The following is a 12,879-nucleotide window of genomic DNA, read 5'->3' on the forward strand; positions in this document are numbered from 1 at the left end:
ACAATTAGTATTAAGGCATTAAAACAATATCCACTAAATCATTTTCTTTTATGTCATCATTTGCTATCATAAGTGCAGCTTTGTGGTTAAGGTTGTTGATGATAGCACTTGAGCCTTGTTTTTTACCTTTTAAATTGGCATAAATTTTTCCATCTTTAAATTCTACATTACATGCTACAAATTCTAAATGCGGACTTTTTTTCTTATAGTCAGTATTTGCAAATGCCTTAAACACGTAGTCTTTTTCTTGTAAAAGCCAAGCATTTAAAAGTTCTCTTACATATAAATTAAACATCACCATAGCCGAGTATGGAAAACCCGGCAGGGCAAAGATGAATTTATCTTCAAATTTGGCTATTTTGATGTGTTTGCCAGGTTTTACATCGACTTTGTCTATGATGATTTCATACTCTTTAACAGCTTGCTTTAAAAAGTCAAAATCCCCCATGGAAACTCCACCAGTGGTAACTAAAATATCACACGCATTAAGTGCTTGTTTTAAAACACTTGGAGTTTTTTGCATATCATCTTTTAAAAGTGGGAAAATTCTAGCTTCAGCACCAAGTTTTTTTGCCATATTAGCTATGGCTACATGGTTTGATGAGCGAATTTGTGCAGGGTGTTCTAAGCTTTCGCCTAAGTCTTTGATCTCACTTCCGCTACTTAGCACGCCTATGATAGGTTTAGCAAAAACACTAATATGAAAATATCCAAGCTCGGCTAAAAGTGCTATCTCGCTATAGCCTAGCTTTGTGCCTTTTGTGAGTAAAATTTCACCTTCAGTGTAGCTCTCGCCCACCTTTCTTACAGCAAAGCCTTGTGGAACTTTTTCTTTTATATAAACCACACCATTTTTAACTTCTACTTTTTCAACAGGCACTAAGGTATCACAACCCTCACTCAATAAAGAGCCTGTAAAGGTTTTAACGCATTCTTTATTTTGTATTTTAAAGCTTGGAAAAACTCCCGCAGGTACTTCACCTATGATAGACAAAGGCTCATCTTGTTCGCTAAATTTGATCGCATAGCCATCCATAGAAGCAGTGGGAAATTGAGGGTTATTAGTAGAAGCTTTGATGTCTATGGCTAAAATTCTATCTAAGCATTGTGTTAAAGCAATGTTTTCTATCTTTTCATATGCTTGTATGTGTGAATGAAGTATGTCTAAACTTTGGCTATAAGAAGTTAGCATTTTAGTCCTTAGTGCTTAAAATTCCTGCTCCTTGAAGTTTCAAAGAGCGTTCTTTGGCATAAATTTTTTCACCATTGATGATATCATATTTCCATATAGGTGCGCTTGCTTTAAAATCTTCTACAAAATCATTAATCAGCTTAAGTCCTAATTTTCTTTGTTTGCTTAAAACCCCAGCAAAATAAGAACTCTCACGCACCTTAACCTCGCCGATAGAGTGAGCAAACATCAAACTTACATTTTCATTCGCAAGTTTTTGGCACCACTTTTCAAACCAAGTTTTTAATAAAGGCTCATATATATCAAAACTCAAAGCCTCAATCTCATCTTCAGCCCTCACTATACCACAAAATGTGATCAAAGCTCCGCAGTTTTTATCTTTAGCATATTCATACCATCTAGCATAAATGCTAGGAATTTCTAAGGCTCCTTGATGTAATTCAAACATAACTCATCCTCCACAAACCGGTGGTAATAAACATATTTTATCCCCATCTTTTAAGGTAGTTTCATCATCAAAAACCATTTCATCATTTAAGGCAACTGCACAAAGATCAAGCCATTCTTTTAAGCTTTCATCTTGCCCTAAAATTGCTTTTAATTCTTTAAGATTGCTTACGTTTAGTTCTAAGCTTTCTTTGTTAATTGGCCCTAGAAATTCAACTTTTACCATTTTTTTACCTTTATTCTTTGATTTCTAAAATTCCCATCATTCCAAGATCTTCATGCTCTAAAATATGGCAGTGAAACATTCTAATACCGGTAAATTTTTGACTCATTCTAAGTCTTAATTCTTCTCCAGGTTTTACATTAATCGTATCTTGCAATGCTCTGAATTTTGCTTTTGTTATTTTACCCTTAAATTTAGAAGATATGAGTTCAAATTGTGTTCCGTGTATATGGAAAGGATGATCCATATGCGATTTGTTTTTTACTACCCATTCTTCTACCTCATTTAATTTTGAGGTTAAATCCGTTCTATTCATATCAAATGTTTTACCATTGATTAAAAACATAGAAGCAAGGCTTTTTTTGATTTCTTCTTCACTTTTTTTACTAATACCATGCATTTGCATATGATCTTCATTCATAATCACTTCTTTAAAGCTTGTAGCTTCTTTTAAAGGTGGAAATTCGCGTAATTTTTCCGGTATGTTTTCTATAGCTTTTTCTATTTTAAGATCAGCTAACATAAGAGTGTAAGGTTTTTCTTTAACAAGCATTTTATCGCGGTCATAATAAGTACTTTCAAGTTTAAAATCGCCCTTACTTGCTTTGATTAGCACTTCTACTCTTGAAGCGGGACTTAAAAATAACTCATCTAACTCAACACCTTTTTCTATAAGCCCTCCATCAGTTCCTACTAAAATAAATTTAGCACCTTTAATGCGTAAATTTAAATATCTTGCCGCACAAAAATTATAAATACGAATTCTTTGAGCTTTGTCAAGTGTTATTTTTGGCTTTAATTGTCCATTAATAAGAACTAAATTTCCTTCTCTACCATTTAGCCAATCAAATAAATTATTATCAGGAATTTGTGCGTTTTCATCTAAACGCAAATCACTAATCACCCAATCTTGTTCTTGTAAATGCGACAACGCGTCTTTTTTGGCTTTTACTACAAACACCCCTGCTAAGCCTTTATAAACTTGCTTTGCTGTGGTGTAGTGTGGGTGTGGATGATACCAGTAAGTTCCTGCTGAATTTTCTCCAAGTTTAAAGCGATAAATTCTTTCTCTGCCAGGCATGATAGGATCGTGTGGGTTGCCATCTTGCTCAGGTGGTATGTCAAGTCCATGCCAGTGGATAGTAGTTGGCTCTTTTAAACTATTTTTTACCAAAATTTCCACAGTATCACCTTCATAAACTTCTATTTTAGGTCCAGGTATAGAGCCATTGTAAGTAAAGCATTTTGTTTTTTTACCTTTAATAAGTTCTATTTGACTTTCTTTGATTTCTATACTTGATCTAAAGAAATTTTTCTTTGTACTTGTGTTTTTTAGAAGTTTTAAATTTGCTAATGTTTGTCCGCTAGGAAAGTCTTTTTCATCGAGTAGTTTAATGTTTGGATTTTCTAGTTTTATAAAAGAAGTATTGATTTCTTTTACATCTTTTTGTGTATGTTTTGAGTGCATATTATGATGAGAATGATCTCCCATTGCATAAGCACTGCTAATACTTGCTAAACCTAAAGCATTAAATTTTAAAAATAACCTTCTGTTCATTAAATTTTCACTCCTAAATTAATTTTGATTTGGATTTTGATTATAACTATTATTTGATTAATGATGGTAAATTATAAAAACAAGATATAATTTTAATATGATTTGTTATACAAGTGGTTTTAAATTAAAAAATTAAGGACAAATAATGCTAATTAAAAATCATCTAGATAAAGACTTTCAAACCCCTGCTTATATTTTAGAAGAAGACAAGCTTAGAAAAAATTGTGAGCTTTTGGCTAAAGTGAGCGAGCAAAGTGGAGCAAAAGTTTTGCTTGCCCTAAAGGGTTTTGCTTTTTCAGGTGCTATGGATATAGTGGGCGAGTATTTATCAGGTTGTACTTGTAGCGGGCTTTGGGAAGCTAAATTTGCAAAAGAATATATGAACAAAGAAATTCATACTTTTTCACCTGCTTTTAAAGATGATGAAATAGATGAAATCATAGATCTTTCACACCATATAGTATTTAACTCTTTTAATCAGTTTAAAAAATTTAAAGATAAAGCAAGCCACAAATTTCTTGGTTTGCGTTGTAATCCAGAGCTTTCAGTGGCTCCAAAAGAACTTTATAATCCTTGTGGTAGATTTTCAAGATTAGGAATTCGTGCGATTGATTTTGAAAATGAAGATTTAAGTGCCTTAAGTGGGCTTCATTTTCATGCTTTATGTGAAGAAAGTGCACATTCTTTAGAGCTTGTGTTAAATGCTTTTGAAGCTAAATTTTCAAAATTTATTAAAAATATGAAATGGGTTAATTTTGGCGGGGGTCATCACATTACAAAAGAAGGCTATGACACGCAAAAACTAATTGATCTTTGTAAAAAATTTAGCGATAAATATGGAGTGCAAGTGTATCTTGAGCCAGGTGAGGCTGTGGGTTGGCAGTGTGGAACTTTAGTTGCAAGTGTGATAGACATAGTAGAAAATGAGAAAAAAATAGCTATTTTAGATACTTCAAGCGAAGCTCATATGCCAGATACTATCATCATGCCTTATACAAGCGAGGTTTTAAATGCTAGAATTTTATCAAGTCGTGATGGGGAAAAATATAGCGAGTTAAAAGAAAATGAATTTGCTTATTTACTTGGTGGTAATACTTGCCTAGCAGGAGATATCATGGGTGAGTATGCTTTTACTCAAGAGTTAAAAATAGGACAAAAAATAGTATTTTTAGATCAAATTCATTATTCTATAGTTAAAAACACCACTTTTAATGGAGTAAGACTTCCAAATTTAATGTTCTTGGATAAGAATGAAAATTTATCTATGGTAAGAGAATTTGGCTATGAAAATTATTCAAAAAGAAACTAAAAATTGAGTTTTTTTGTAGTTTTTTGCAAATTTATGTTTTTTAAATAAAACTTTTTTTAAAATAAAAATGGAAACTGAAAATTAACAAAACTACAACGCTAAGCTTTTTCTAGCGTGTAATGTTTAGGAGTAATTTATGCATAGGGTTATACTAGCTCTTTTAGCCTGTTTTAACTTTCTATTTGCTCAAGAAAATTTTGAAGTTAAAAATACTCAAATTTGGGATGTGCAAAGAGTGATGAATATAGAAAGTTATCAAAATTTTGGTGCTTTGTGGACTAAACTGCAAGGTGAGTATATTGCAAGTGCTGTTTTGATTATACTTATAGTGGTTATTTCAGCTTTTGCATTGCACTATATGGTCATAGGTCCAAAGAAATTTTCTCATGATGGTAAGAAAATTTATGCTTTTTCAGTATTTGAAAGATTGTTTCATTTTGTAGCGGCAATTTCTTGGATTATCCTTGTGCCAACCGGACTTATTATGATTTTTGGATCGTATTTTGGTGGTGGATTTTTTGTAAGAATGTGTAAAAACTTACATGGCATTGCTACCATTTTATTTATCATTTCTATCATTCCTATGCTTTTGTGTTGGATTAAAAGAATGCTTCCTGCAAGTTATGATTTAAGATGGATGATGATAGTAGGTGGATATTTAAGCAAAGAGAAAAAACCTGTTCCTGCGGGTAAGTTTAATTTTGGTCAAAAATCTTGGTATTATATAGCTGTTTTTGGTGGCTTTTTGATGATAATCACCGGTGCGTTTATGTTTTTCCTTGATTTTAATTCTACTTCCTTACAGTCTATTTTTGGAATTTCTCATATAGATATTTTAAGAGCTTCAGCTATCATCCATAATATTTTGGGTATTTTATGTGCGGTATTTTTTGCTATTCATATTTATATGGCTGTATTTGCTATTAAAGGAAGTATCCACTCTATGATTAGTGGTTATAAGGAAGAAGAGGAAGTTTATATTTTACACTCTTATTGGTATAAAGAATTAAGCGATAAAAAACAAATCAATCCATCATTTACTTACGATTCTAAAACAAAATTTTAAAATCTCACTTGATTTTTTTAAATTTTCCTTGTTATAATCAAATAAAAATAACAAGGAAAATTAATGATACAAGATATTGATCTTTCGCGCAAATATTTTTATGAATTTTTTTCAAAAGCTTTTAATTTTATCGATGAAAAAGAGTTTAAAATTTGGCATGAACAAGTTTTAGTTTTAGCTCAAAGCCCTTTAGATGATAGTTTAAAGTCTGATTTTGAAAAACTTAGTGCATGTGATTTTGCAAGTTTTAAAGAAGAACAAAATGCGGTGTTTTTTGATTTTTCTTATGTGAATGTACCTATTAGTGCTTCTTTTTACGATGAGGGTAGAGATGATGGTAAAATGAAGCTTCAAGCTTGTGAAATCATTAGAAAAACCAAATTTAGAAAAAAAGAAGATTGCAGACAAAGTGAAGATGAATTTGGCTTTTTATTTGCTTTTATGGCAAGTATTATTGAGCATGATTTAAAAGTTGCACAGCAATTATTTCGTTTTGTGATAAACCCTGTGATAGATGAGTTTATAGAAAAATTACAAATCCACAAAAACTCAAATTTTTACATTGCTATTGCTAATATTATGAAAGTCTTTTTTGCAAACGAAAGGGCTTATTTAGAAGTACAAGCGCCTGTAAAAAAAGAAGGTAAAAGTATAGCAGATGAAGCTTTACAAAGACTTCCTTATGAACCAAGACTTCCTACTAAATTTAGCAAAACAAATATAGAAGAACTTAGCAAATTATAAAAATTAATATGTATTTTGTTACCAAAATACATATTATCAAAATCATCTTTTTATGAAAATAGAAATTAAATAAAATCTTAAGTGAAAATATGCAAAATTTACTCTGTTAAGTGTGTAAATACTTTGAAAATAAGTATTTATAGTTATTCTTTACTTTTATTTCAAAGGAGAGAACATGGAGGCCAATCAAAGAAGGGATTTTTTAAAAAAATCTTTGAAAATTGGTGCTTTAGGGGTAGTAGCTGGGGCAAGTGTGAATGCTTTAGCTAAAGATGATTACCAAGAGCAAAATACCGTAGTTTTAGGAAAAAGTACTAAAAAAGAAGTGCTTTATAAAAAAACTATGCATTGGGAAAAATACTACAAAATAGCTTATTAATTAAGAAAGGAAGAAGATGGCATTAGCAAGAAGAAATTTTCTTAAGCTTGCTGGTATTGCTGGTCTTGGAAGTGCGGCTTTTGGTAGTGAAAACAAAGCTATTAGAGTTGCAAGTGAACAAGAAGTAGCAAATCCTTATCCAGATTCTAAGATTGTTAGAACAATCTGTAGTATCTGTAGTGCAGGCTGTGGAATTAAAGCAGAAGTGCAAGATGGAGTTTGGGTGCGTCAAGAAAACGCTATAGAACATCCTATTTCACAAGGATCACACTGCTGTAAAGGGATAGATCAAATCGATCTTACTAAATCAAAACAGCGTATTAAATATCCTATGAAAAAAGAAAACGGCAAATGGGTACGTTTAACTTGGGAACAAGCTATCAATGAAATTGGTGATAGAATGCTTGAAATCCGTAAGGAAAATGGGCCTGATAGCGTTATGTTTTTAGGTTCGGCTAAATTTAATAATCAACAAGCTTATTATTTTAGAAAATTTGCAGCATTTTGGGGTACTAATAATATAGACCACGTTGCTAGAATTTGACACAGCGCAACAGTCGCCGGTGTGGCGAATACATGGGGTTATGGCGCTATGACAAATCATTTTGGTGATGTGACTAAACACTCAAAAATGATGATTATTTTTGGTGCAAATACTGCTGTGGCAAATCCTATCGGATTTAAACACTTATTGCAAGCAAAAGATCGTAATAATGCTAAATTAGTAGTTGTAGATCCTGTATTTACAAAAACTGCAGTGCATGCTGATGAATACGTAAGAATTCGTCCAGGTACAGATATAGCTTTAGTTTATGGTATGCTTCATTTAATCTTTAAAAATGGTTGGGAAGATAAAGAATTAATCAAAACTAGAACTTATGGGGTTGAAGAAATAAAAGCAGAGGCTGCTAAATGGACTCCTGAGGTTGTAGAAGATGTAACAGGTGTTCCAGCTGCTCAACTTGAAAAAATCACAAGAATGCTAGCTACAATCAAACCTGCTACACTATTTTGGGCTTTAGGTATTACTCAACACTCAGTAGGTAGCTCTAATACAAGAATTCTAGCTATCTTGCAACTCGTTCTTGGTAATATAGGCAAACCAGGTGCAGGAACAAATATCATCAGAGGTCATGATAATGTTCAAGGTGCTACTGATATGGGTTGTTTAGCTGATACTTTACCAGCTTATTATGGGCTTGATGATAATGCTTGGAATCATTTTTCTAATGTATGGAATGTTGAGAGAGAGTATTTAAATTCAAGATTTTATTCTAAAGAATGGATGCATGAAAAAGGCTTTTCACTAGCAAAATGGTGGCAAGGCGTTTTACATGAAGAAAAAACTTATTCTAACTCACCTATCCGTGTGCTTTGGGTTCAAGGAACGGGTATTACTTCTATGGCGCATACGGTAAAAATTCAAGAAGCGCTTAAAAAACTTGATATGATTGTAATCGCTGAACCTTTTGTAAATGAAGTAGCAGTTTTAGCAGACCGTCCAGATGGAATTTATATTATTCCTGCTTCAACCCAATTTGAAACAGAAGGTTATGTGACTGCGACTAACCGTGCTATGCAATGGCGTTCTCAAGTAGTAAAACCAATTTATGAAAGTAAAGAAGACCAAGAGATTATGTTTGCTTTTGCTAAAAAATTTGGTTTTTATAAAGAATACACTCGTGGTATGAAAATGGAATTAAAAGATCATAAACTTGTGCAAACAAGAGATGATAATGATGATAATTTCATATGGCCTGATGATGCTACAAGAGAAATGAGTAATGGTCTTTTAAGTATAGGCTTAAGAGGTATTTCAGCTGAGCGTCTAAGAAAACACCAACAAAATTGGGAGCATTTTGATCCTGATACTCAAAGAGGTATTGGTGGTGAAGTTAAAGGTGAATATTATGGTTTACCTTGGCCTTGTTGGGATAAACAACATCCAGGCACTTCTATCATGTGGAATGTTGATATACCTTATGAAGAAGGTGGTATGGGCTTTAGAAATCGCTTTGGTTTAGAGCATGAAGGGCATTCTCAATTAGCAGATGAAGCCTTTACTCCAAAAGGATGTAAAGTTAAAGGTGGCTACCCACAAATTACTAAAGAAAATATCGAAAAAGTGTTTAATATCAAACTAAGCGATAAAGAAAAAGAATTAATGGGTGCTAGCTGGAGTACAGATATTTCAGGTATAATCTTAGAAAAATGCAGGGAAAAAAGTGCTTGTTGTTTAGGTAATGCAAGAGCTAGAATGAAAGTTTGGGAATTTGCTGATCCTATTCCACTACATAGAGAGCCTATTCACTCACCTCGTTGGGATTTGGTTAAAAAATATCCTACTTGGGGTGATCAAGAGAAAAACTTTAGAGTTGAGAGTAAATTTATCAGCGAGCAACAAAAAACAGATTGGAGTAAAGAATTTCCAACTATTATTTCAAGTATGCGTTTAGTAAATTTAAGTGGTGCGGGTATGCTTGAGAGAACTAGTAAATATCTTGCTGCAATCACACCTGAGATGTTTGCTAATGTACATCCTGAACTTGCTTTAAAATATGGCATAAATGATGGTGATATGATGTGGATTCACTCACCACAAGGCACTAAGATTAAAGTAAAATGTGTGCATAATCATTCAGTTACACCAGATAGAATTTGCTTGCCTTATAACTTTGCGGGTATTATGCAAGGAGTGGATTTAAGTTACAATTATCCTGAAGGTACTAAACCTTATACTATAGGGGAAAGTTCTAATACGGTTACTAACTATGGTTTTGATATAAATACGCAAATTTCTGAGTTTAATGCAGGACTTTGCAGACTTGAAAAGGCTTAAGGGGTAAGTTATGGCTAGAATGAAATTTTATGTAGATAATAATCGCTGTATTTCTTGCTTTGCTTGTCAAGTAGCTTGTTCAAGTGCGCACGAAGTGCCAGTGGGGATTAATAGAAGAAAGGTAATCACTCTAAATGAAGGTATAGAAGGTAAAGAGTTTTCAACAACTCTTGCCTGCCAACACTGTACAGATGCTCCATGTGAGCAAGTTTGTCCTGTAAAATGCTTTTATATTAGAGCTGATGGTATTGTTTTACATGATAAAAAAACTTGTATAGGTTGTGGGTATTGTCTTTATGCGTGTCCTTTTGGTGCTCCACAATTTCCAAGAGATGGTGCTTTTGGTATTAAAGGTGAAATGGATAAATGTACCATGTGTGCAGGTGGTCCTGAGCCTACTAACTCTCATGAAGAAAGAGAACTTTATGGACAAAACCGTATCGCAGAGGGTAAAGTACCTATGTGTGCTGCGGTTTGTTCTACAAATGCACTTTTGGTTGGTGATGCAGCTGAAGTTAGTGCGATGTATAGAAAAAGAGTTTTACTTAAGGGTCAAAATTTAGGACTTGATGCAAAATAACTCAAAGGGTGTTTACAAACACCCTTTTTTACTACTTATAATCCAAGGTTAATTCATGGAAGAACTAATTTTACAAATTCAAAAAAATCTTGATGAAAATAATAAACTTACTTGTAAAAAAGCACTAGAACTTTTAAAACAATATTCTAAAGAAGATTTTCAAACTGTTATAAAAGAATTAAGTATAAAAATTTCAGATTGTGAGCTAGGTCAATTTGGAAAGTTAAATAAAAATATAGCAAAAAGTGAAATTTTAGAAAAATTAGAAACAAAACTAGATTCTAAGCGTCGCATATCATGTAAAGATGCTTTAGAATGTGCTAAAAACTTTAATATGGCTGATATTAGAGCTACACTTAAAACTTATAAAATTGATGTTAAATATTGCGAACTTGGTTGTTTTGAAGAAAAAAAAGGTAAAAAATTTCATATAAAAAGCAAAATTTGGGTAGAAAATCCTGATGGAGAGTTGCTTTTTGGTAAAGGGAAAACAGATATTTTAGAATTAGTTGGAGAATGTGGAAGTATTTCCCAAGCGGCTAAACAACTAGGGATTAATTATAAAAAAGCTTGGCTTTATATACAGGATTTAGAAAAAAATATGAAAGAAGAATTACTTATTGCTAAAAAAGGAAGGGGAAGTCAATCAGGTAGCAAACTTACTCCTAGAGCTTATGAGTTAATTCAAAATTTTAAAATTTTACAACAAGATGTAGAAGAATACACCAATAAACGCTTTAAAGAATTATTTTTCAAAAAAAATCAAGAAAAAGACAAAACTTAATTTGAATACAAGTTATAACAATATATCATTAAATAAAAAAGGTAAAAAATGAAAATTGATTGTAGAGATTTAGCTTGTCCACGTCCAGTGATAGAAACAAAAAAAGCTTTAGAAGAGTTAAAAGAAAATGAAAATTTAGAAATTCTTTTAAATTCTCAAGCTTCTAAAGAAAATGTAATGAGATTTTTAAAATCTTTAAATTTGAAATTTAATGTTAAAGATTTAGATGATGAGAGTATTATTAGTATTGTAAAAGATGGCGATATAGCTCATACTCAAGAACAAAATTTACAAGAATACAATGTATTATTTTTAAAAAGTGATAAAGTAGGCGAAGGGGAGCTTGGAAAAAATTTAATGCTAGGCTTTTTAAAAACTTTAAAAGATTTACCTAATAAACCCGCAAAAATCCTTTGTGTTAATGATAGTGTTTTGATGAATACTGATTGCTCTCATATGGCATTTGAAGCTATGAAAGAACTTGAAAATTTAGGAGTTGAAATTTATAGTTGCGGGGCATGTTTGGAATTTTTTGGCAAAAGCAAAGAGCTTAAAATAGGTAAAATAGGTAATGCTTATGAAATTTTAAATGAACTTTTTGGAAAGGCAAAGATTATTTCTTTATGATATATAAAGATCAAAAACTAACTCAATACGTAAAAGCTGCGGGTTGAGCTGCCAAATTAGACTCGGTGGGTCTTGACAAAATTCTTGGCATTTTAAAACCGCATGAAAATATTTTAAGTGGTATTAATAATAACGAAGATGCAAGTGTTTATAAGCTAAATGAAGATTTAGCTTTAGTGCAAACTCTTGATTTTATCACACCTGTGGTTGATAGTGCGTATCATTTTGGCGCTATAGCTGCTGCAAATGCCTTAAGTGATGTATTTGCTATGGGCGCTGAGGCGATTAATGCTTTAAATATTGTAGGCTTTGATACTTGTCATTTTAATAATGAAATTTTACTTGAAGTTTTAGAAGGTGCTAGAGTTAAGGTTGAAGAAGCAGGAGCTGTGCTAGTAGGTGGGCATACTATAGAAAATGATGAATTTATTTTTGGTCTTAGTGTAACAGGTGTAGTTCATCCTAAAAAATTTATAGCTAACAATGGTGCAAAAGATGGTGATGTGATTTTACTTACTAAGCCTATAGGTAGTGGTATTATTAGCACTGCTATTAAGGCTGGTTTACTAGAAAAAGAAAATATTTTAAAAGCAATAGAGCAAATGAGCTTTTTAAATTTATACGCAAGTCGTATTTTAAGGGAATTTAAAAGTCTTAGCGCTTTAAGTGATGTGACAGGTTTTGGTCTTTTGGGGCATTTAAAAGAAATGTTAAATAAAGAGATTATGATAGAAGTATATAAAAATGAAATTCCTTTGATGGATGGAGTTTTGTCAATGGCTAATATGGGGATTATCCCAGCAGGAGCTTATAAAAATAAAGATAGTCTAAAAAATTGGATTGAAAATTTAAACGAAAAAGATGAGGATATAGTATATTTTGATTCTCAAACTTCAGGTGGACTTTTAGCTACCATAAATGAAAATGAAGCAAATAAAGCTTTAAAAATCCTAAAAGATCACAATATTGAAGCAAAGATTATTGCTAGATGTGTAAAAAATACTCATAATTATTTATTATTACGCTAATATTTTATTTACAATTAAAAATATATGTTTATATTTGTTACTTTTTCACATAAAAAAATAAATTATAAATAAATATATGTTGATTTTCGTTGCATTTTTTGTA

At 31.9% G+C, this 12,879-nt stretch carries 13 protein-coding genes; 9 read left to right on the plus strand and 4 right to left on the minus strand.

Annotated elements, in window-relative coordinates:
* Positions 1–10 precede the first annotated feature (10 nt).
* The 4 genes from CAMP5060_RS02960 to CAMP5060_RS02975 are packed head-to-tail and all read right to left on the minus strand — an operon-like array spanning position 11 to position 3,420.
* On the minus strand, positions 11–1,192 hold the full coding sequence (locus CAMP5060_RS02960; protein WP_337217878.1) for a molybdopterin molybdotransferase MoeA: 1,182 nt from the start codon (positions 1,190–1,192) through the stop codon (positions 11–13).
* A gap of 1 nt (position 1,193) precedes the next feature.
* Positions 1,194–1,640, minus strand: coding sequence for a molybdopterin synthase catalytic subunit (locus CAMP5060_RS02965; protein WP_214099906.1), 447 nt, complete (start codon positions 1,638–1,640; stop codon positions 1,194–1,196).
* Between the two features lie 3 nt (positions 1,641–1,643).
* Entirely contained in the window at positions 1,644–1,865 is a 222-nt protein-coding gene (locus tag CAMP5060_RS02970) for a MoaD/ThiS family protein (protein ID WP_087700377.1), read from the minus strand.
* A 10-nt stretch (positions 1,866–1,875) separates the two neighbouring features.
* Positions 1,876–3,420 (minus strand): multicopper oxidase family protein, encoded by a 1,545-nt coding sequence (locus tag CAMP5060_RS02975; protein ID WP_337217879.1) that lies wholly within the window; start codon positions 3,418–3,420, stop codon positions 1,876–1,878.
* Positions 3,421–3,565: 145 nt separating this feature from the next.
* On the opposite strand from CAMP5060_RS02975, the gene nspC reads away from it, so the two are divergent.
* The 9 genes from nspC (at position 3,566) to selD (ending at position 12,776) form a co-directional block, all read left to right on the plus strand.
* Entirely contained in the window at positions 3,566–4,729 is a 1,164-nt protein-coding gene (nspC, locus tag CAMP5060_RS02980; RefSeq protein WP_087700380.1) for a carboxynorspermidine decarboxylase, read from the plus strand.
* A 136-nt stretch (positions 4,730–4,865) separates the two neighbouring features.
* Positions 4,866–5,795 (plus strand): formate dehydrogenase subunit gamma, encoded by a 930-nt coding sequence (locus CAMP5060_RS02985; RefSeq protein ID WP_039627999.1) that lies wholly within the window; start codon positions 4,866–4,868, stop codon positions 5,793–5,795.
* Between the two features lie 63 nt (positions 5,796–5,858).
* Positions 5,859–6,539, plus strand: coding sequence for a TorD/DmsD family molecular chaperone (locus CAMP5060_RS02990; protein ID WP_087700382.1), 681 nt, complete (start codon positions 5,859–5,861; stop codon positions 6,537–6,539).
* Between the two features lie 175 nt (positions 6,540–6,714).
* Positions 6,715–6,918 (plus strand): twin-arginine translocation signal domain-containing protein, encoded by a 204-nt coding sequence (locus CAMP5060_RS02995; protein ID WP_012661099.1) that lies wholly within the window; start codon positions 6,715–6,717, stop codon positions 6,916–6,918.
* Between the two features lie 16 nt (positions 6,919–6,934).
* Positions 6,935–9,757 (plus strand): formate dehydrogenase subunit alpha, encoded by a 2,823-nt coding sequence (locus CAMP5060_RS03000; RefSeq protein WP_261529549.1) that lies wholly within the window; start codon positions 6,935–6,937, stop codon positions 9,755–9,757.
* A 10-nt stretch (positions 9,758–9,767) separates the two neighbouring features.
* A complete protein-coding gene (fdh3B, locus tag CAMP5060_RS03005; RefSeq protein ID WP_039662920.1) occupies positions 9,768–10,337 on the plus strand; it encodes a formate dehydrogenase FDH3 subunit beta in 570 nt (189 codons plus the stop codon).
* Positions 10,338–10,392: 55 nt separating this feature from the next.
* Positions 10,393–11,121 carry a winged helix-turn-helix domain-containing protein gene (locus CAMP5060_RS03010; protein WP_337217880.1) on the plus strand — a complete coding sequence of 243 codons (729 nt, stop codon included), beginning with the start codon at positions 10,393–10,395 and terminating at the stop codon, positions 11,119–11,121.
* Between the two features lie 48 nt (positions 11,122–11,169).
* Positions 11,170–11,748: a sulfurtransferase-like selenium metabolism protein YedF gene (yedF, locus tag CAMP5060_RS03015; RefSeq protein ID WP_337217881.1), complete on the plus strand. Its 579-nt coding sequence runs from the start codon at positions 11,170–11,172 to the stop codon at positions 11,746–11,748.
* Positions 11,745–12,776 carry a selenide, water dikinase SelD gene (selD, locus tag CAMP5060_RS03020; RefSeq protein ID WP_337217882.1) on the plus strand — a complete coding sequence of 344 codons (1,032 nt, stop codon included), beginning with the start codon at positions 11,745–11,747 and terminating at the stop codon, positions 12,774–12,776. The genes yedF and selD overlap by 4 nt, the downstream gene beginning before the upstream one ends.
* The last annotated feature ends 103 nt before the right edge of the window (positions 12,777–12,879 follow it).

This window comes from Campylobacter sp. 1569, from assembly GCF_024723675.1.
GTDB lineage: Bacteria > Campylobacterota > Campylobacteria > Campylobacterales > Campylobacteraceae > Campylobacter_D > Campylobacter_D jejuni_C.